Raw genomic sequence first — 19,217 nt, forward strand, 5'->3', positions numbered from 1 at the left:
CTCTAGAAGAACCACTGGATGCGCATGAGGAGCTCGTCGTAGTGGGGGCGGCCTCCGGCGAAGACGTACCGGCTGGCGTTGAACATCCAGCGGGTGTTGGAGTTGAGGTACCAGTTGAGGCCGGCCGTCACCTCCTGGAGGCGCTCCTCGGAAGGCCCGTCGTGGCCGGGCAGCCCCTCGAAGCGCAGCCGCGCGAAGCCGTAGCGCAGCCCCAGCTCCCAGGCGCCCGCGCCGTACTTGTCCGCGCCCGGGTCGAACGGCCGCGCCGGATCCACGCCCCGCTCCTGCTTCTTCTCGCCGGTCAGCACCCACGTGCCGGAGGCGTAGAAGGCCTGGGAGCGCAGCCCCGCCAGGTGCACGCGCCGGTCCTCCTTGCCCAGGTCCGAGGCGGTGAGCCAGCCCTCGCGCGAAGGCGAGAAGAAGCGCGCGTACTCCACCTTCAGCGACGTCGGCCCCTGGAACGAGACGAAGTCCGCGCCCAGGCGCCATTCGGGCGGGACGACGAACAGGCCGGTGGCGCCCGTGGCGTACGTCAGCTTGTACTGGGGCGCTGTCAGGAACGAGAGGCCCGTGGCCAGCTTGCCGCGCGCCTCCTCCGGCAGGTTGTCGCCCAGCGCGTGGGTGGCGCTCACCGCGACGGAGACGCCCTCCGCGGGCGTCACGGCGATGCGGCCCGCCAGCATCTTCCCGCGGTCCTCGTCGCGCGCCTTGCCGCTCGCCTCGTTGAAGAGGCCCAGCCAGTACTCCACGTGGTTGCCGGCCAGCTCGCCATGGAGCGCCAGGCCCTGGTCGTACCGGGGCAGCACCAGGGAGAAGAGGAGGGATTGCTCGACGAAGTCCAGGAAGGTGGAGGACGTCTCCAGCCACTCGTAGCCGAAGGGGACCTTGAGGCGGCCCGCGCGCAGCCGCAGCCAGGGCGCGGCGCGCAACTCCAACCAGGCGTCCTGGTAGAGGGGCGTATCACGCAGGCCCACGTCGGTGATGAGCCGCACGTCCGCGAAGGGCGCGAGCGTGCCGGAGAGGTTGATGCGCGCGCGGCGGACGTAGAAGGTGCTCGCGAGCCCATCGTCGGTGGGCGTCAGCCGCAGGTCCGTCTGCAGGCCCATGCCCACGCGCAGCGCGGACCGGCCGTCACGGCTCTGGAGCACGGTGGCCCCCGTGGGCGGCGCGGATTCCGCGCGGGCCTGGGGGGCCAGCAGGAGCGTTGATACAAAAACAGACATCAAAACAAAGGCACGCAATTGGGGTGTGGGCATGCCCCTGGGACGGCGCCATGGCTGTCTTTGTGAACGGTTCACACCGGTGGCGCCAGGCCGTCCTTGGTGGACCATGTCTGTCCATTCCCTCCGGCACGGTCGCGGGTTGCGCCGGGCCCGGCTTGGCGCCCTCCTCCTGGTGCTGACCGCCTCGCTCGGAGGGGTCGTCGCCCTGGGGCTGGGCGAGGCGTGGCGCGGGGATGCCCGCCTGCAATTCGAGCGGCTCGCGGCGCAGGGCGCGATCATCCAGGGGCCGGTGGAGATGTTCCTGCGCGTGGGCATGGCGCTGGAGCAGTTCACCGGCTTCACCCAGCTGGCGCGCACGCTGCGCCAGGCGGACCCCACGCTGGAGGCGGTCCGCGTCCTGGATGACCAGGGCCGGCTGCTCTTCTCCGAGCCCCCCGGCCCGGAGGCCCCCGCCCCCGCGGCCCGCCGCGTGACGCCCCTGCCCCACCAACGCTTCAAGGTGACGGAGGACGCGCGCTCTTTCCTCGTGTCGCTGCCGCTGTCGGACCGCTTCGGGGAGGTGGGCCGCCTGGAGCTGGTGATGTCCCGGGACGCGGTGTCCCAGCGGGTGCTGCGGCGCTGCCAGCCCCTCTTCACGCTGCTGGGGGGATGTCTGTTGTTCCTGGGGGCCTTCGTGTGGGGCGCGCAACGGCTGTGGATGCGGCAACCCCGGCGCTGGCTGGGCGCGGCGTTCGGCGCGGGCTTCCTGGGCCTGACGCTGGCCACGTCCCTGGCGCTGGCGGACCTCTATGCGGACGGGCTGCACCAGCGCACCAGCAGCCTGGCGCATTCGCTGGCGCGGCGGTTGAACGAGGCGGCGCGGCTGGGCCTGACGCTCTCCCACCTGCGGGGCCTGGACACCCTGTTGGAGGAGTACCAGCGCACCAACGCGGACCTGGGCTCGCTGGCGCTCATCGCGGATGAGCGGGTGCTCGTCCAGGTGGACGCGGGCGCGGAGCGCACGGGGGATGAGCGCTTCGAGTACACCATCGACCTGGAGCTCACGGAGGGCCCGTGGAACCTCCCCGTGCGCCTGGAGGTCGGCGCCGCGAAGGGCGCGCTCCAGGCGCGGCTGTGGCGCACCGTCCCGGGCTTCGTCTTCCTCTTCGCCGCCTCCAGTCTCTTGGGCCTGCTGGTGCTCGGAGCGCTGGCGCCCCTGCCCCGGCGTGGCTCGGGCTCGCGCGTCTTCGAGCAGCGGACGGTGGGCCGGTTGCAGCCCCTCGCCTTCCTCGGCGGCTTCCTGGAGGGGCTCCCCTTCGCTTTCCTCCCCGTCGCCGCGGAGGCCCTCTTCCCGGGCGGTGGCGCCGCGCTGCTCGCCGTCGCGTTCCAGGGGGCCTGCGCGCTCGCGTTCGTCCCCTCCGAGCGTTACGCGCGGCGGGGGCAGCTCCAGCGCTGGCTCGTGGTGGCCCTGGGCGTGTCCATCGCGGCCTTCGCGTTGATGGCGTTCACCTCGGACCTGCGCGCGTGGCTGGTGCTGCGCGGGCTCTGCGGTTTCGGGCTGGGGGCGCTGGCCGCCGGGACGCGGGCGTATCTGCTCGCCGCGCTTCCTCCGGGTCAGCCGCCCCGGCGCCTCGCGCGGCTCACCCTGGCCCGGGGGGGTGGCCTGCTCGCCGGCATGGTGCTGGGCGCGCTCGTGGCGGCCCACCTGGGCCCGTCCCCGGTGTTCCTGTTCGCGGCCCTCTGTGGGTTGGGCGCGCTCGCGTATTCGCGGCTCTGGCTGCCCCCGCTGGCGGCGCGGGACCGGCCGGCCGCGCCTCGTCCCTTCCGGGCCTCCCTCACGCTTGCGCCGCTGCCTCCAGGAGCGTGGAGTCCTCGCGAGCACCGGTGGGCGCTGCTGTTCGTCGGGCTGCCGTCGTGGCTCGCGCGCGGGGGCGTGCTCGGGCTCGTGTTGCCCCTGTGGCTCATGGGCGAGGGCAAGGACACGGACCGCATCGGTCAATTGCTCGCCCTCGTCGCGCTGGGCGCGTTGCTTCCCCACGCCCTGCCCGCGCGCCTCGACGGGAGCCGGCGGCTGCTTCAGGGAGGCGTGCTGGGCACCGGGCTATCCCTGCTCGCGCTCGCGGCCTCCGGCTCGCTGGAGCCCGTCCGCGCGCTGGCGCTCTGCCTGCTGGGCGTGTCCCTCGGGCTCGTCCACGTCCCGCTCGACCATCACGTCGAAAGCCAGCCTGTCGAGGGCGTGCGCAGGCGCTCCTGGACCTTCATCGCTCCGCTGCTCGGCGTGCTCGGGCAGTGCGTGGGGCCGCTCCTCGTCAGCGCCTTCTGGAGGCCTCCGGAGGATCCACTCCCGGTGCTCGGAGGACTGGGCGTCGGGGTGCTGCTGCTGGGGGCCGCCCATTCCTGGATGACCCGGGCCCGGCCCGGTCGCGAGGTGCGCCATGCGTGACTGGCTGCTGGGTCTGCTGCTGCTCCTGTGCGTGCCGCTTCCGAGCCAGGCACAGCCGGACGACATCTCCACCTGGGTGGCCCTGCCCCCGGAGACGCTTCGCGGCTGGCGGGTGGAGGCGACCGCGCAGCGGATCCTCATCACCCCCGAGCAGCCCCCCACGCCCCAGGTCCAGGTGCGTGAGGTGCTGGTGCTGCTCACCGTGGCCCAGAGCAGCCTCAACTGGATCCTGGAGGGCATGCTGCCCGTGCTGCGCAACCAGCACGTGCGGGTGGGCCTCACGCTCTACAAGCTCGGCACGGGGCGCGAGGAGCAGGAGCGGATGCTGGCGCTGGCGGACTCCGGCCAGTTCGACCTCATCGTCGCCATGGGCTCGGACGCGACGCGCTTTCTCTACAACCGCTTCGGCAACCAGCCCACGCCGGTGGTGGCGCTGTGCAAGGCGCCGGAGCTGTGGCTGGGCTTCGAGGAAGGAGCGTCACAGCAGGCCAAGCCGGACAACATGGCCTTCGTCTCGCTGTCGCTCTCTCCCGACGTGCAGCTGCACTATCTGCAGGAGCTGCTGGGCCCGTTGAAGGCGCTGACGGTGGTGTACGACCGCCGCAACCAGAGCACGGTGGAGGTGGAGGCGGAGGCCATGCGGCGGCTGTCCGCGCGGGATGGCTTCCAGTTGCTGGAGCTGGCGGTGGAGGGCAAGCGCGGCGCGGAGGAGACGCTCTCCGAGCAGCTTCCGCGCATGGCCCGCGCGATGCGGCAGATAGACCCCGGCGGCAGGCACAGCCTCTTCTGGGTCACCACCTCCTCCGCGGTGTACGACGAGCTGGAGCGCATCGACCGGTACTCCGAGGGCATCCCCGTGCTGGGCTCCGTGCGCGAGGCCGTGCGCGAGGGGAACGCCAGCGCGGTCATGTCCATTGGCGTGCCCTTCAAGAGCGCAGGCCAGCTGGGCGCGCGCTACATGCTGGAGGTGCTGGGCTCGCGCCTCCCGGCGTCGCGGCTCCCCATGGGGGTCATCTCCCCGCCGGACCTGGCCATCCACCTGCGGCGCGCGCGGCAGCTGGACATCAAGCTGCCCTTCCACTTCCTGGAGCAGGCCAGCTCCCTCTACGACCTGGATGGCCGGCTGGTGCGGCAGGACGGACAGTCCGCCGTGTCCGCTCCGGCGGCCTCGCCATGAGCGCTGGCGCCGCGAGGCCCGCGCCCCTGGAGCTGCTGCTGGAGCTGGTGCGCGCGCACGAGGCAGGCGACCCCTTCCACTTCCGGATGGAGCCGCAGGAGTACCTCTTGCGGCGGGCCCGGGGCAGCTACGCGCGCGCGGCGCTCGACTGGGAGCCAGCGCTCCTGTCGGACCTCGCGGAGCTGGAGAAGCCCCAGCCGGACCGCAACGTGGTGCAGCGGCTGGGAGAGCGGCTGCGCGCGTTCCTGGAAGCCGTGGGCTGGGACGCGCAGGCGAACGACATCGCCGCCGCCGTCCAGGTGGGGCGCCCGGTGCACCTCACCTTCCGCTTCGCCGCGGCGGAGCTCTTCGCGCTGCCCTGGGAGCTGCTCACGCTGGGCACCTCCGGGCGCACCGTGGCGGAGCTGCCCGGCGTCCTCATCCGCTACGAATGGCCCGCTTCTGGAGACGTGCCCATGCCGGGCACTTCTCGACAGGGCCGCGTCCTCTTCGCCTGGTCCGCCGCCGGAGGCCAGGTGCCGGCCCGGGCGCATCAGCGGGAGGTGAGCGGCGCCTGCCGCCAGGGCGCGTATCCGTTCGAGCCGGAGCGGGACGTGCTGCCCCACGTCTCGCTGGCGTCGCTGTCGGAGGCGCTCAACCGCCCCGGCGAACCGGTGTCCGTGCTCCACCTGCTGTGCCACGGCGGACGGCGCGGGCAGACCTACGGCCTGCTCTGGGATGCGTCGTGGGAGGGCGGCGAACCGGAGCTGGTGGACGGCGCGACGCTGCGCCAGCTGCTCATGCCCCACGCGGCGACGTTGCGGCTGGTGGTGCTGTGCGCGTGCCAGAGCGGCGCGGGCGCGACGGACAACCACCTGGGCAGCGTGGCCCAGGCGCTCCACCGGGCGGGACTGCCCGCGGTGGTGGCCTCGCGCCTGCTGCTCTCCGTGCCGGGCTCCGTGGTACTGACGCGCGCCCTCTACCGCGCGCTGCTGGTGACGCCCGCGTCGCTGGAGGAGGCGGTGGGGGATGCACGGCGCCAGCTGGCGCTGGACACCACCGCGTTGGATCACGTCTCGCTCCAGCTCTACGCGCGCGCGGAGCACGGCGGAGACACGCGCCCGGTGGCGCTGAGGCCCTACCGGGGCCTGCTGCCCTTCCAGCAGGAGGACCGCCGCTTCTTCTTCGGCCGCGAGTCGCTCCAACAGGAGCTGCTCCAGCGGGTCCATGAAGCGGTGGAGGGCCAGCGTCCCCGCTTCCAGGTGTTGGCCGGTGTCTCCGGCAGCGGCAAGTCCTCGCTCGCCCTCGCGGGCCTCCCCCAGGAGCTTCGGGCGGAGGACTGGGGGGTGCGGCTGCTCAAGCCCGGCCAGGGCGCCGCGGAGACGCTCCACGAGGTGCGCCAGGTGTCTCCGGAGCGCCGGCAGCTCCTGCTGGTGGATCCCTTCGAGGACCTCTTCACCGCGATGGAGGCCCCGGCGCGCCGCGACCTGGCCACCGCGCTGTGGAGCCTCGCGAAGGATCCGGAGCGCCGGGTGGTGGTGCTGGCCACGCTCCAGGTGGACTACCTGGGACGCTGCGGCGACCTGGTGGTGGACGCGGAGGGCACGCGTTTGGACGCGGCCGTGTATTCGGACGCCCACCGCCTCTTCGTCACGGAGCTCCAGGGCGACGCGCTGCGAGCGGCCATCGAGGGCCCCGCGCACAAGGTGGGGCTGCGCTTCGAGGCCGGGCTGGTGGACCGGCTCCTCCAGGAGGTGGGGCAGGAGCCCGGGTCGCTGCCGCTGCTCCAGTATGCGTTGGATCAACTCTGGGAGGAGCGCGAGGGACAGCAGCTCACCCACCGCGCCTACGCGGCCCTGGGCGGCGTCGCGGGGGCGCTGAAGCGGGCGGCGAACCGGCTGTACGAATCACTGCCCCCGAGCGCCCAGCAGCAGGCGCGCCGGCTGCTGGTGGAGCTGGTGGACTTCCAGGGTGGGCCCTCGCACGGCAGGCGCCGGCGGGTGCGCTCGCAGCAACTGCGCCCCACCCCACCGGAGCCCCGCGCCGACTTCGACCGGGTGCTGGGCGTGCTGCTCACCGCGAGGCTGCTGACCCGGGAAGAGGACGCGTCGGGCGTGGAGTGGTTGCAGCTGTCGCACGAGTCCCTGCTGCGAACCTGGCCGGAGCTGGAGGAGTGGGCCCGCGCGGACCGCGAGCGCCTCCAGCACTTCCGCGAGCTGGAGTCGTGGGCCCGGGATTGGCTTGCCCACCGGAGCGCTCCCGATGGCGGCGCGCCCTACCTCTTGTCCGGAAGCCGGCTGGGTTACGCGCAGGACATCCTGCGGCGCTACAGCGAGGAGCCGGGCGAGGACGTCCTCCAACTGCTGGACGCCAGCGTGGCCTCCGCCGAGGCCCAGGACGCATCGGCGCGCCAGCGCCTGGTGCGACTGCTGATGGCCGCGCTGGTGGTGGCGGTGGGGATGGCGGGGCTCGCGTGGAACGCGCGCCAACTGGAGGCACGCGCACAGCGGGAGCGGCAGGAGGCGCAGCACCACGCCCAGCGCGCCCGGGACCTGGTGCTGCTGGACGTCGCGCGGAAGCTGCGGCGGGACAACCCGACGCTGGCCCTGCTCATGCTTCGCGAGGTCCAGGAGCCCGGAAGGCTCCGGGGCTGGGCCCAGGATGTGTCCGGGGTCCTCCAGGAGCCGCTGAGCCGCGCGGTGCTGCGCGGCCACACCCAGGCCGTGGTCCACGTGGAGGTCAGCTCGGACGGGCAGCGCGTGGTGACGGCGTCGAAGGACGGCACCGCGCGGCTGTGGCGGACCAGCGGCGAGGGCGCGCCGGTGGTGCTCACCGGCCACGCGGGGCCCGTCTACCACGCCACCTTCAGCCCGGCGGGAGGGCAGCGCGTGCTCACCTCCTCGCATGACGGCACCGCGCGGCTGTGGAACACAGCGGACGGCGCGTTGCTGCACACGTTCAGACATCGCGGCGTCGTGCAGTGGGGGGCCTTCAGCCCGGACGGCCAGCGCGTGGCCACGGCCTCGCGAGACGGACTGGCGCGGCTGTGGCGCACGGACGGCACCGGTGAGCCGCGCGAGGTGCGGCACCGGGGCGCCGTGCAGACCGTGGCCTTCAGCCCGGATGGGAGATGGATGCTGACGGCCTCGCTGGATGGCACCGCGCGACTGGTTCCCGTGGAGGGGACGGAAGGCCCGCGCGAGCTGCCCCACCCCGCCCCCGTCACCTCCGCCACGTTCGACCCGGAAGGCACCCACGTGCTGACGGTGGCCCGGGACGGCGTCGCGCGCGTCTGGCCCGTCAACGGCGCCACCGCCCCCGTGGTGCTCAGGGGGCACCAGGGCGAGCTGACCACCGCGAGCTTCAGCCCGGACGGGCACCATGTGGTGACCGCGTCGGTGGACACCACCGCGCGTCTCTTCCGAGCCGATGGGCGGGGCGAGCCCCGCGTGCTGCGCGGACACCAGGGCGCCGTGCGCCTGGCCACGTTCGGGGGGCCGCTGGGCGAGTGGATCCTCACCGTCTCCTCGGACACCACCGCGCGGCTGTGGTCCGCCCGCGAGGACACGCCGCCCCGGCTGCTGCTCGGCCACCGGTCCACGCTGCTGTGGGGCGGCTTCGGTCCGGACGGCAAGCAGGCCGTCACCGCCTCCGTCGACGCCACCGCGCGCGTCTGGCGCCTGGACGCGACTCAGGACTCGCTTCCGCTCCAGACGTCCGGAGGCTTCCTCTGGTCCGTGGCCGTCAGTCCGGACGGCACGCAGGTGGCCACCGCGTCGCAGGACGGAGCGGTGCGCCTCTGGTCGGAGGACGGCCGGGCCACGCATGTCTTCCGGGGCCACACCCAGGACGTGCGCTCCGTGGCCTTCAGCCCGGATGGCCGGTGGCTGCTGACGGCCTCGCTGGACGGCACCGCGCGCCTGTGGCCTTCGGATGGAAGCATCGCGGGCCGGCGCGTGCTGGCGTCCCAGCGCGAGCCCTTCTTCAGCGCCGCCTTCAGCCCGGACGGCCTGCGCGTGGCGCTCGCCTCCAGCGCGCGAGCCACCCGCATCGTGAGCGTGGATGGAACGCGGCCGCCCATCCCACTGGAGGGGCACGGCGACCAGGTCCGCTCCGTGGCTTTCAGCCCGGACGGCCAGCGCCTCATCACCGCGTCTCAAGACGGCACCGCCCGCATCTGGAGCGCGGAGGGGCGCCTCACCGCCACGCTCTACAGCCACGATGACTGGGTCCTCTCCGCGGCCTTCCACCCGAAGGACTCGACCCAGGTGCTCACGTCTTCGCAGGACGGCACGGCGCGCCTGTGGACCGTGGAGCACGGCCGGGTGCGAGGCGTGCGCGCGCTCCTGCGCCACGACGCACCGGTGCCCTGGGCCGCCTGGAGCCCGGATGGGAGCCGCGTCGTCACCGCGTGCGCGGATGGCCGTGCCCGCGTCTGGCTCACGGACGCCCCCGGCGAGCCCTACCTCGTCCTCTCCGCGCACGAGGGCGAGGTGACCTCGGCCGTGTTCAGTCCCCGCGCGGAGGAGCCCCGGCTCGTCACCGGCTCCACGGACGGCAGCGCCCGGGTGTGGCGTCCGCGCGAGCCGCTCCCCATCGAGCGGCTCCAGGAGAAGCTCCAGGCCACGAGCTCCGCGTGCCTGACGCCCGGCGAGCGGCGCGGCCTGCTGGGCGACCTGCCCGCGAAGGCCCTGGAGGCCAACACCGCGTGTGAGCAGCGGCATGGACGCGCACCGCTCCCGGACGAGCCTTGAGCCCTCCAAAGGCGCTCACAACTCAAAGACACCCGGCGTCTTCCAGGCACCCACAACCCGGGAGTCCGTCCGATGGCCTTCTTTGGCTTTGGTTCCAAGTCCCCCAAGTCCTCGCGGTCTGGCGAGTCCACCGAGTCCGCCGAGCCGAAAAGCGAGACCTTCCAGCCGCTGACGCTGGAGCAGATGCGTTCATTCCTCCCCCGGCTGCCCAGGGCCCGCGCGCAAGAGGTGCTGCCGCACCTGAACGACGCCATGTCCGAGGCGGGCATCAACACCCCGCGCCGCCAGGCCGCGTTCCTGGCGCAACTGGCACACGAGAGCGCCGAGTTCCGCTACTTCGAGGAGCTGTCGTCCGGCCGCGCCTACGAGCGGCGCAAGGACCTGGGCAACGTCAATCCGGGCGACGGCGCGCGCTACAAGGGCCGCGGGCCCATCCAAATCACCGGCCGCACCAACTACCGCGCCGCGGGCAAGGCGCTGGAGTTGGACCTGGAGGAGAACCCCGCCCGCGCGGCCGACCTGGACGTGGGCTTCCGCACCGCCGCCTGGTTCTGGAACAGCCGCAACCTCAACAAGCACGCCGACAAGGGCGAGTTCGACGCCATCACCCGGCGCATCAACGGCGGCTACAACGGCAAGGCCTCGCGGGACACCTACTACCAGCGCGCCTTGAGGATGCTGGACAAGAAGTGATGTCCCCCTGAAACGCGAAGAGCCCGCGGCCTTCCGAAGGCCGCGGGCTCGTTTGTCATCATGGCGTCTACTTGCGCTTGGCCGGAGCGGGCTCGGTCGTCGCTTCCTCCTCCGCGGGGGCGCTGTCGGAGGACTCGGTGCCGCTCGCCAGGTGCTTGCCTCCGGGGCGGAACAGCATGCGCACCGTGAGCTTGCTGGAGTCCTTCTCGTTGAGGTCATGCAGGCGGGTGTGCTCCTTCTTGGTGCCGCCGCCGAAGAGGGAGAACCAGCGCTTGGGCTGCGGCTTGTCCTCGGGGATGTCGCTGTCCTGCTCCGTCATCTCGAAGTCGAAGCTGGCGGAGACCTCCAGCTCCGCCACGGAGAAGGAGTAGTGCTTGCGGGCCGTCTCCTCCGCGATGTCGAGCGAGGACTGGACGGCCAGGATGAGGTCGTGGATGAGGACTTGCGCGTGGTCCGGCGTGGGATTGGGCTTTGCCATGGGATGGGATTGGGGAAAGAAGGGTGGATGGCAGACCGCCACCGCCGGTGCCCCTGAACGGAGCACCGGCGGCGACGGGTGTGTCTTGCTTCAGCGTGTTTCGCGGGGCCAGACGGCGGGCGTCAGGCGCCGCCGCCGGTGGCGCCACCCTGGGCCGCGAGCACCGCCGCCGGCTTGATGGTGCACTTCACGGTGAGACCCATGTGCTCCTTGTAGTCGAGCGTGAGCTTCTCCTTGATGCTCATGCGCCAGACGTTGAGGGCAACGTCCGTCTCGCTCTTGATCTCGAAGTCGCTCGTGAGGTTCACCTCGAAGTAGTACTCGGCGATCGTCATCGGATCCATGCCGGACGACATGAGGCGCTGCGCGGTGCGGGCGGCACCCGCGAAGGCGATGATGTAAGCGGACAGCTGTGCGGCGGACTGCATGGGCGTGCTCCTGGGATTGGGTTGACGGCGACATGCCGGGCACTGCGTCCAGAGGACGCCGCACGCCATTTGTGTGTGAATGCCAACGCCAGACATCCCTGGCTCACACGTCCGCCCTCCGGCGCGTCCTGCCGTCACGCGCACGACTTCCCGCGCGCGTGACGCCAGGAGCCCTCCCGAAGATGAGCACCCAGAACGTCGAGCTGTTGTTGTCCCACGCCGATTCACACGAGCCGGTGGCCCCGGACGGCCTGCCCGCCGACGCCGCCACCCAGGTGCCGCGCGACGACGACGCGCGGGGGCGCGAGGAGAGCCACTTGTGGGACGACGGCGAGGACCCCAACTCCCTGCCCGCGCAGCGCTGGGGGCTGGTCGCGCCGGAGGGGCCCGAAGGCGACCGCCTGCTCGCGCTCGTCGAGCCCCTGCGCCGGCACCGGCAGGAGCAGCAGGACGGCCACCCGGTGCGCGTCTACCGGGTGAGCCCGGAGCTGGCGGCGGAGGGCCGGAACCTGGAGGACTTCACCCGCTGGGTGCGCGTCGTGCTGGACGACGAAGCGGTGCCCGTGGAGGACCGGCCCCGCTACCTGCTCTTCCTGGGGGACTTCCACCAGGTGCCCTTCGAGCTGCAGCAGGCCGCGGCCCACGACGCCTACGTGGGGCGCCTGGCCTTCCGACGCGACGAGGACTACGCGGCCTACGTGGACAAGGTGCTGCGCTGGGAGAACGCCCCTTCCGCGCAGCGCCAGACCCGCTCGCTCTTCTTCACCGTCCACGACGGCACCGCCGCGACGCGGACGGGCTACCAATCCCTGGTGGCCCCGGCCATCGCGTCCGCCCGGCAGGCGCGGGAGTTGGGCCGCTTCCCCGCGCGCGACGTGCTGGAACTGGGCGTGCCGGGAGAGCCCGGCGCCACCGCGCTCCTGGAGCAGGCCGCGCTCCAGGAGCCCACCCTGCTCTTCTCCATGAGCCACGGCCTGGGCAGTCCGCGCGCGGGCTGGCGGAGCACCGACGCGAAGCTCGCGCTCCAGGGGGCGCTCAACCTGGGCGAAGGCCAGCACCTGGATGGCGCGGCGCTGGCCCAGCGTCCCTTCCTGCCCGGCGGCGTCTGGTTCCTCTTCGCGTGCTTCGGCGCGGGCACGCCGTCGCGCAGCGCCTTCCATCACTGGCTGAAGCAGTTGCAGGCGGGAGGCCAGTTCAGCGGAAGGCTGGAGTCGCTCACCTCGGCGCTGCCCCGGCCCGGAGAGCGTCCCTTCGTCGCCGCGCTGCCGCAGTCCGCGCTGGCCAATCCCCAGGGCCCGCTGGCGGTCATCGGCCACGTGGACCTGGCGTGGACGTATGGCTTCCAGGACCGCGACCAGCGCCAGGGCAAGGTGTCCCGCTTCATGGAGCCGCTCCAGCAATTGGCGCGCGGACGGCGCGTGGGCCTGGGCCTGAGCTGGCTCCTGCGTGGAGGCCACCAGGCCAACCTGGAGCTGACCACGCTGTATGACCAGGAGGAGGCGGCCCGGAGCGCCGGGAAGCCCTCCACGGTGGATCCGCTGCGGCGCTCGCACCTGTGGATGCTCCGTCAGGACCTGGGCGGCTACGTGCTCCTGGGCGACCCGGCCGTGCGTCTGCCATTGGCCCCGCGCTGACGCATGAAACAACAAGAACCCCGGGCGGCGCATGGGCCCCCCGGGGTTTGTCTGCCGCGACGCCCCAAGCTCAGGCGGAGCGGTGCCCGCCGCGCTCCACACCGTGCAAGGTGAAGTTGCGCAGGGTGTCGTCGGCCAGCTCGAAGAGGCTGGCCTGCGCCTTGAGCAGCTGCTCACGCGCCACCTGCTCCAGCGCGTAGAACGGCGCCAGGGTCTCCAGCGCCTTGCGCGTCCACTCCTCGTGCCGCGAGCGCAGCGACCTGGCGGCGGCGTCCCCCTCCACGAACTGGCGGGAGTACTCGAGCGCGGAGCGCTGGGCGGCGATGGCCTGGTGCAGGGCACCCCGCCCCAGGTCCATCAGGTGGGCATACGGATCGATTCTCTTCGCTTCGGTCATGGCATTGCTCCTTCGGGTTGTGACAGGTGGCCCCTGCTAGAGGCGGTGGACGACGGCGCCCCCTTCGGCCGGCGACAGGTCCTCGTCACCGAACGCCTGGGGCCCGTTCGCTACGGACTGCGTCCACGGCGAGGTCGCCAGGGCGCGCTTCATGTCCCGGTAGCCGTCCGCCCGGCGCTCCGCGATGGAGGCGCGAGAGAACTCCGCGTCGCTGCTGGAGATCTGATGCTCACCGCGCTGGTACGTCAGGTGGATGATGTCCAGCCGGGGCGCGGGCTTCGCCAGGGGCTCGTCGCTGAACGCGAGCGGCGAGGACGCCGACACGTGCCGCGTCACCTGGGTCGCGGTCCGGCGCAGGTTCCACACGGTCGCGAACTGGTCCACCTGCTGCGACGTGCGGCCCGCGAACTGGATGGACTTCATCCGCCAGCTCGCCTCGTCCAGGTTCTGCGGCAGCGGCGCGCGCGCCTCGAACAGGTCGATCATGAAGACGAGCGAGTGCCGCTGGGGCGGGTCGTCCAGGATGGCGTTGAGCGGCGTGTTGGTGACGCAACCGCCGTCCCAGTACAGCTCCCCATCGATGAGGCTGGGAGGGAACGCGGGCGGCAGCGCGCCGCTGGCCAGCACATGGTCCGGCCCCAGGGCGCCCCGCGTGTTGTCGAAGAACACCAGGTGCCCGTCGCTCACGCGGGTGGCCCCCAGGCTCAGCCGCGTCGCGCGGGAATTGATGTAGTCGAAGTCCACCAGCCGCCGCAGCGTCGAGCGCATGGGCCGGGTGGAGTAGAAGCTCAGCGCCTCCGGCGAGCCCGGCGGCGCGAGCAGCGGGGACACCGCGCGGGGCGCGTAGAAACCGGGCTGGCCGAAGAGCAGGCTCGTCATGTGGCTGCCCAGGTTGAAGAGCTGGCGCAGGCGGCCCTTGAAGAGCGAGCCCCACTCACTGCCCGGCCAGGACACCTCGCGCCAGAACGCCTCCAGTCGCTCGAGCCGCTGCTCCGGGCGGTTGCCCGCGACCAGCGCGGCGGTGAAGGCGCCAATGGAGATGCCGGAGACCCAGTCCGGATGCAGGCCGGCCTCCTCCAGGGCCTGATACGCCCCCACGTGGTAGGCGCCCAGGGCCCCACCGCCTTGAAAGACGACGATGACCTGCGGGCGCTCCTGGGGTGCTTGCGGCTGTGTCATGGATGTCCTCTCGCGGGTGCTGCGGTGGAGTGCTGCCCCGGAGGAGCGGAGGGCTGATGGATCCCAATCCACCCTTCCCAGTCCCCCGCTCCCCGAGGCAGCGCACCAGGGACGTCCACGCCCGGGCGGTTGTGAATCCACGCTGACCTTCGAGCTCACGGCTTTCACACCCGGCGGTCGTCCGCGTCATTGAGGCGCAGCTTTCAACCCCCGGAGACAGACATGAGTGGACGCGTGGCAGTGGTCACAGGAGGAACGCGCGGCATTGGCGCGGCGAGCGCCGACGCCCTGCGGCAGCAGGGGTACCGCGTGGCGGTCACCTACTATGCGAATGAGCAGGCGGCGCAGAACTTCACGGGGCGCACCGGCATCCCGACGTTCCGCTTCGACGCCGCCAACACCGCCCAGTGTGTCGCGGGCGTGAAGAAGATCGTCGACACGCTGGGCCCCATCGAGGTGCTGGTGAACAACGCCGGCATCACCCGGGACGCCATGCTGCACAAGATGACGTCCGAGCAGTGGAACGAGGTCATCCAGACGAACCTCACCTCCTGCTTCAACCTGTGCAACGGGGTGGTGGGCCCCATGCGCGAGCGCGGCTTCGGCCGCATCATCAACATCGGGTCCATCAACGGGCAGACGGGGCAGCTGGGCCAGACGGCCTACGCGGCGGCCAAGGCGGGCATGCACGGCTTCACCCTGGCGCTGGCGCGCGAGGGCGCTGCCCGCGGCGTCACCGCCAACCTCATCGCGCCGGGCTACATCGACACGGACATGGTGCGCAGCGTGCCCGCGGACGAGCTGGTGCGCATCCGCTCGCGCATCCCCGTGGGCCGCCTGGGGCGCTCCGACGAGATCGCCCGCGCCGTGACGTTCCTCGCCTCCGACAAGGCCGGCTTCATCACCGGCTCCACGCTCACCATCAATGGTGGGCAGCACATGTACTGAAGGAGGCCGCGAATGGACGCATCCCTGGAGCCCATGCGGCGCGCCTTCCTTGAAGTCCTCCTGCGGCTGGCGATGGACCCCCAGCGGATGCTCGCGGCGGGAGTCGACCTGTGGGAACGCTCCCTGCGAGGGGGCGTCCCACCGGAGCCTGCCCCTTCCACGCCCGACCGCCGCTTCCGGGATCCGGCGTGGAGGGAGCAGCCCTTCTTCGACGGCCTGCGCCGCGCGTACCTCACCGGCGCGGGCTGGCTGGAAGACACGGTGGCGCGGACGCCGGGCCTGGACCGGCACACGGCGCACCAGGCCCGCTTCTACGCGCGTCAGCTCACCGACGCGCTGTCACCCTCCAACTTCCCCGCGCTCAACCCGGAGGTCCTCCGCGCCGCGCGCGAGTCCCGTGGGCTGAGCCTGCTCAAGGGGATGGAGGCGCTGTGCGAGGATCTGGCGCGGGGCCAGGGCCGGCTGGCGACGCGCATGACGGACCGGCGGACGTTCCGGCTGGGGGAGAACCTGGCCACCACGCCGGGCGACGTGGTCCATGAGGAGCGCCTGTTCCAGCTCATCCAGTACCGGCCCACCACGCCCACCGTGCACCGCCAGCCGCTGCTGGTGGTGCCGCCGTGGATCAACAAGTTCTACATCCTGGACCTGCGCCCGGAGAACTCGTTCGTCCGCTGGGCGGTGGAGCGCGGGTACACGGTGTTCCTCATCTCCTGGGTGAACCCCGACGAAACGCACGCGGACGTGGACTGGGAGGACTACCTCGTGCACGGCCTCATCGCCGCGCTGGAGGCCGTCTGCCGCGCCACCGGCGAGGAACGGGTCTCCACGCTGGGCTACTGCATCGGAGGGACGCTGCTGGCGTCGGGGCTCGCGTGGCTCGCCGCCCGGAATGACGGCCTCATCGCCAGCGCGACGCTGCTCACCACGCAGGTGGACTTCAGCGAACCGGGGGACCTGGGGGCCTTCATCGACGCGCCGCAACTGGAGCGGCTGGAGGCCCACATGCGCGAGCGCGGCTACCTGGAGGGGCTGGACATGATGAACGCCTTCAACCTGCTCCGGGCGAAGGACCTGGTCTGGCCCTTCGTGGTGAACAACTACCTGCTCGGCCGGGAGCCGGCCCCCAGCGACTTCCTCGCGTGGAGCACCGACCCCACGCGCATGCCCGCGCGCGCGCACGCGACGTACCTGCGGGAGATGTACCTGCACAACCGCCTGGCCCAACCGGGCGCGCTGTCGCTCGCGGGCGTCCCCCTGGACCTGGGACAGGTGAAGACGCCCCTCTACGTGCAGGCCTGCCGGGAAGACCACATCGCGCCCTTCCGCTCGGTGTACCGGGGAGCGAGGCACTTCGGGGGGCCCGTGCGGTTCGTGCTCGCGGGCTCCGGCCATGTCGCTGGCGTCATCAACCCGCCGTCCGCGAACCGGTATCGCCATTGGGTCTCGAAGCCCCGGCAGGATGCGTCGTCCGGGAACGCAACCGCGTCATCTGGAAACGCGTCTGCGTCCCACCCAAACGCGGATGGGATTGCGTCACATCCAAACGCAGTTGCGTCACCCGGGGACGCGGATGGGATTGCGTCGCGCGGAACGGTGGATGTGATTGCGTCGATATCGGACGCATCGGCGTCCTTCGAGGACGCGGATGAGATTGCGTCGCACGCGGACGCGGACGCGTGGCTTCAGGACGCGGTGGAGCACCCCGGGTCCTGGTGGCTTGACTGGGAGTCCTGGCAGTCCAAGCGCTCGGGAGGACGCGTCCTGGCCCGGGTCCCCGGCGAGCGGGGGCCGCGAATCATTGAAGCGGCACCGGGGCGCTACGTGCGCTCGCGCATCCTCCCGGAATGAGCGGCGCGAACCGTGCTCCGCCGGCCTGCCCGGACGGAGCACGGACCTGCGCTCAGCGGGGGCACGGCTCTTGCGAAAGGGTGGTCCGCAGGATGCCGTACGCGAGCTGGATGCGCTTTCTCACGTTGCAGCTGGTCAACCGGAGCTGTTCCGCGATGTCGGCATAGGACATGTCCTGGAGGTAGCGCATCACCAGGGGCACCCTCAGATTGGCGGGGAGCGCCTGGATGCATTCATGGACCGCCGCGGCGCTCTCGCTCTGGAGCAGGCCCGCGTCGGGCAGCTCCTGGGACTGGGGCTCCGAGGCCTCCAGGTCCTCCATCCACTCCTCGGCGTCGCCCCAGCGCTGGCGCTCGCGGTGGATGTCCATGCAGACGTTGTGGAGGATGCGTCCCAGCCAGGCCCTCGGGTTGAGGATCTTCCCGGGCGACACGTAGTTCTGATGGGCCCGGAGCATCGCGGTGTCCACCGCGTCCTCCGCGTCCACCACATTCCCTCCCATCAGCCGCAGCGCCTGCTGAAACAACGGCTCCTTGTGCTGCTCCCACACACGCCAGAAAGAGGGATCGGTGTTTTCTTTCACGGTTTCCAGGGCTCCAAAAGTGCATCTGGAAACGGTGCAGCGAGATGTCTGTGAATAACCCTTGACCCATCCGCGAAAACGGCACCCGAGAAATCCACGGGAAATCACAAGCCGTAGTGATCCGCGTCTTCCCGGCGTTCACCCCACGAACGCATGGCGGAGCCAATGAGCGCGCGACAGGAAGCGGAGCCGGACACCCTCGAGGAAGAGAACCCCCTGAAGGAGCACCTCGCGCTCCAGTGGAGCAGGCAGGCGGGCGCGAGCTTCCCGAAGTTGTGGGTGGGTCATCTGGAGGGAGAGGAGCGTGGCGTCTTCGCCAAGGTGCCCATCGCGGCGGGAGAAGAGGTGCTGCGGGTGCCCCGCGCGTGCCTGGTGACGCTGGACGTCGCGAAGGCGTCGGACATCGGCCGGCGCATCGACGCGCACGCGCCCGACACGAACGAGGAGTGCTACCTGGCGGCGTTCCTGCTCCAGGAGCGGGAGCGTGAGGACTCGGCCTGGAAGCCGTACCTGGACGTGCTGCCCCGGTCCTTCCCGCACCTGCCGCTGTTCTTCGACGCGCAGGAGCTGTCACTGCTCCAGGGCTCCTCCGCGCTGCGCGAGGTGGCGCGGTGGAAGGAGATGCTGCTCGGGCGCTACGCCACGCTGGCGCAGCGGGTGCCGGGCTTCGAGCGCTTCACGCCCGACGCGTACCTCTGGGCGCAGCACGTGTTGATCAGCCGCACCTTCGGCCTCACGCTGGCGGGCAAGCTCGCGCGGTGCTTCGTGCCGGTGGCGGACATGCTCAACCACCGGGCCTCGCCGCGCCTGGTGTGGAGCCACGCGGAGGACGGTGAGGCCTTCGTGCTGGTGGCGCAGGAGCCGGTGGCCGCGGGCGAGGAGCTGCACATCAGCTATGGCGTCAAGCCCAGCTGCCGGTTCCTGCTGAGCTACGGCTTCGTGCCGGAGGACAACCCGGACGACACGCTGGTGCTCTACCTGGGCGTGGCCGAGGACGCGGTGGAGGCGGAGGCCAAGCGGGAGCTGCTCGCGCTGGCGACTCCGTCGTCGCGGCGCCGCTTCGAGGTGCCGCTGCACTACGGGCACTCCGCCACGGTGGCGATGTTCTCCTTCCTGCGCGTGGCGTGCGCGAACGCGCGGGAGCTGGCCCGGCTCACCGAGGAGGCCCGCGAGGAGCAGGGCCTGGGCGAGGTGCCACCGCTGAGCGCGGAGACCGAGGAGCGCGTCTTCCACGCCCTCCATGACGTCTGCGAGGCGCGGCTCGCGGGCTTCGAGACGACGCTGGAGGAGGACGAGCGGCTGCTCCAGGCGGCGGACCTGTCGCGCAACGCGCGCAACTGCCTGCTCTTGCGGCGCGGTGAGAAGCGGCTGCTCCAGGTCTGGGCGGGCCTGGCGCGCGCCTTCCTCCCCGCGCTGCGCCCCACCCCGCCCTCCCCCGACGTGGGCGGATGAGCCGGCTTCATTCCCAGAC

The 19,217-nt window shown here is 71.8% G+C and carries 14 protein-coding genes; 8 read left to right on the forward strand and 6 right to left on the reverse strand.

Features of this window, described 5'->3' with window-relative positions; translation table 11 throughout:
* Window positions 1–2: 2 nt before the first annotated feature.
* Window positions 3–1,148 (reverse strand): porin, encoded by a 1,146-nt coding sequence (locus JYJ93_RS25830; protein WP_206795813.1) that lies wholly within the window; start codon window positions 1,146–1,148, stop codon window positions 3–5.
* A gap of 181 nt (window positions 1,149–1,329) precedes the next feature.
* On the opposite strand from JYJ93_RS25830, the gene JYJ93_RS25835 reads away from it, so the two are divergent.
* The 4 genes from JYJ93_RS25835 to JYJ93_RS25850 all read left to right on the forward strand — a co-directional run bounded on the left by JYJ93_RS25835 (window position 1,330) and on the right by JYJ93_RS25850 (window position 10,248).
* On the forward strand, window positions 1,330–3,645 hold the full coding sequence (locus JYJ93_RS25835) for an MFS transporter (protein ID WP_206795815.1): 2,316 nt from the start codon (window positions 1,330–1,332) through the stop codon (window positions 3,643–3,645).
* Entirely contained in the window at window positions 3,638–4,822 is a 1,185-nt protein-coding gene (locus JYJ93_RS25840) for a hypothetical protein (RefSeq protein WP_206795817.1), read from the forward strand. Before JYJ93_RS25835 ends, JYJ93_RS25840 begins: the two co-directional genes overlap by 8 nt.
* Window positions 4,819–9,555: a CHAT domain-containing protein gene (locus JYJ93_RS25845; RefSeq protein ID WP_206795829.1), complete on the forward strand. Its 4,737-nt coding sequence runs from the start codon at window positions 4,819–4,821 to the stop codon at window positions 9,553–9,555. Before JYJ93_RS25840 ends, JYJ93_RS25845 begins: the two co-directional genes overlap by 4 nt.
* Before the next feature lie 72 nt (window positions 9,556–9,627).
* On the forward strand, window positions 9,628–10,248 hold the full coding sequence (locus tag JYJ93_RS25850) for a glycoside hydrolase family 19 protein (RefSeq protein WP_206795831.1): 621 nt from the start codon (window positions 9,628–9,630) through the stop codon (window positions 10,246–10,248).
* Window positions 10,249–10,315: 67 nt separating this feature from the next.
* On the opposite strand, the gene JYJ93_RS25855 is transcribed toward JYJ93_RS25850, so the two are convergent.
* Both JYJ93_RS25855 and JYJ93_RS25860 read right to left on the reverse strand, forming a co-directional pair.
* Window positions 10,316–10,726 (reverse strand): hypothetical protein, encoded by a 411-nt coding sequence (locus JYJ93_RS25855; RefSeq protein WP_206795833.1) that lies wholly within the window; start codon window positions 10,724–10,726, stop codon window positions 10,316–10,318.
* A 122-nt stretch (window positions 10,727–10,848) separates the two neighbouring features.
* The gene (locus JYJ93_RS25860) at window positions 10,849–11,154 is read right to left on the reverse strand and encodes a hypothetical protein (RefSeq protein ID WP_206795836.1); all 306 of its coding nucleotides are present in this window, start codon (window positions 11,152–11,154) and stop codon (window positions 10,849–10,851) included.
* Between the two features lie 182 nt (window positions 11,155–11,336).
* Here JYJ93_RS25860 and JYJ93_RS25865 point away from each other — a divergent pair, with 182 nt between their 5' ends.
* Window positions 11,337–12,788 carry a hypothetical protein gene (locus JYJ93_RS25865; protein ID WP_206795838.1) on the forward strand — a complete coding sequence of 484 codons (1,452 nt, stop codon included), beginning with the start codon at window positions 11,337–11,339 and terminating at the stop codon, window positions 12,786–12,788.
* Window positions 12,789–12,858: 70 nt separating this feature from the next.
* Here the strand turns inward: JYJ93_RS25865 and JYJ93_RS25870 are convergent, their stop codons facing one another.
* On the reverse strand, window positions 12,859–13,185 hold the full coding sequence (locus JYJ93_RS25870) for a hypothetical protein (protein ID WP_206795840.1): 327 nt from the start codon (window positions 13,183–13,185) through the stop codon (window positions 12,859–12,861).
* A 36-nt stretch (window positions 13,186–13,221) separates the two neighbouring features.
* On the reverse strand, window positions 13,222–14,364 hold the full coding sequence (locus JYJ93_RS25875; protein WP_206795842.1) for a patatin-like phospholipase family protein: 1,143 nt from the start codon (window positions 14,362–14,364) through the stop codon (window positions 13,222–13,224).
* Window positions 14,365–14,598: 234 nt separating this feature from the next.
* Here JYJ93_RS25875 and phbB point away from each other — a divergent pair, with 234 nt between their 5' ends.
* Together phbB and JYJ93_RS25885 are read left to right on the forward strand one after the other, a co-directional pair.
* Entirely contained in the window at window positions 14,599–15,312 is a 714-nt protein-coding gene (phbB, locus tag JYJ93_RS25880) for an acetoacetyl-CoA reductase (protein ID WP_269012396.1), read from the forward strand.
* Window positions 15,313–15,324: 12 nt separating this feature from the next.
* The gene (locus JYJ93_RS25885; RefSeq protein ID WP_206795846.1) at window positions 15,325–17,163 is read left to right on the forward strand and encodes an alpha/beta fold hydrolase; all 1,839 of its coding nucleotides are present in this window, start codon (window positions 15,325–15,327) and stop codon (window positions 17,161–17,163) included.
* 52 nt (window positions 17,164–17,215) lie between these two features.
* Here JYJ93_RS25885 and JYJ93_RS25890 read toward each other — a convergent pair whose 3' ends face one another.
* The gene (locus JYJ93_RS25890) at window positions 17,216–17,746 is read right to left on the reverse strand and encodes a sigma-70 family RNA polymerase sigma factor (protein ID WP_206795849.1); all 531 of its coding nucleotides are present in this window, start codon (window positions 17,744–17,746) and stop codon (window positions 17,216–17,218) included.
* Window positions 17,747–17,911: 165 nt separating this feature from the next.
* Between JYJ93_RS25890 and JYJ93_RS25895 the strand changes: the two genes are divergently transcribed.
* Window positions 17,912–19,198 (forward strand): SET domain-containing histone-lysine N-methyltransferase, encoded by a 1,287-nt coding sequence (locus JYJ93_RS25895; protein WP_206795857.1) that lies wholly within the window; start codon window positions 17,912–17,914, stop codon window positions 19,196–19,198.
* Window positions 19,199–19,217: the final 19 nt, after the last annotated feature.

The organism is Corallococcus sp. NCSPR001 (assembly GCF_017309135.1).
Lineage (GTDB): Bacteria > Myxococcota > Myxococcia > Myxococcales > Myxococcaceae > Corallococcus.

Bases quoted from the DNA above. Each gene is read 5' to 3' on its own strand.
- JYJ93_RS25835 (WP_206795815.1), top strand. From the start codon at position 1,330: ATGTCTGTCCATTCCCTCCGGCACGGTCGCGGGTTGCGCCGGGCCCGG.
- JYJ93_RS25840 (WP_206795817.1), top strand. From the start codon at position 3,638: ATGCGTGACTGGCTGCTGGGTCTGCTGCTGCTCCTGTGCGTGCCGCTT.
- JYJ93_RS25885 (WP_206795846.1), top strand. From the start codon at position 15,325: ATGGACGCATCCCTGGAGCCCATGCGGCGCGCCTTCCTTGAAGTCCTC.
- JYJ93_RS25865 (WP_206795838.1), top strand. From the start codon at position 11,337: ATGAGCACCCAGAACGTCGAGCTGTTGTTGTCCCACGCCGATTCACAC.
- JYJ93_RS25850 (WP_206795831.1), top strand. From the start codon at position 9,628: ATGGCCTTCTTTGGCTTTGGTTCCAAGTCCCCCAAGTCCTCGCGGTCT.
- JYJ93_RS25855 (WP_206795833.1), bottom strand. From the start codon at position 10,726: ATGGCAAAGCCCAATCCCACGCCGGACCACGCGCAAGTCCTCATCCAC.
- JYJ93_RS25875 (WP_206795842.1), bottom strand. From the start codon at position 14,364: ATGACACAGCCGCAAGCACCCCAGGAGCGCCCGCAGGTCATCGTCGTC.
- JYJ93_RS25860 (WP_206795836.1), bottom strand. From the start codon at position 11,154: ATGCAGTCCGCCGCACAGCTGTCCGCTTACATCATCGCCTTCGCGGGT.
- JYJ93_RS25870 (WP_206795840.1), bottom strand. From the start codon at position 13,185: ATGACCGAAGCGAAGAGAATCGATCCGTATGCCCACCTGATGGACCTG.
- JYJ93_RS25895 (WP_206795857.1), top strand. From the start codon at position 17,912: ATGAGCGCGCGACAGGAAGCGGAGCCGGACACCCTCGAGGAAGAGAAC.
- JYJ93_RS25845 (WP_206795829.1), top strand. From the start codon at position 4,819: ATGAGCGCTGGCGCCGCGAGGCCCGCGCCCCTGGAGCTGCTGCTGGAG.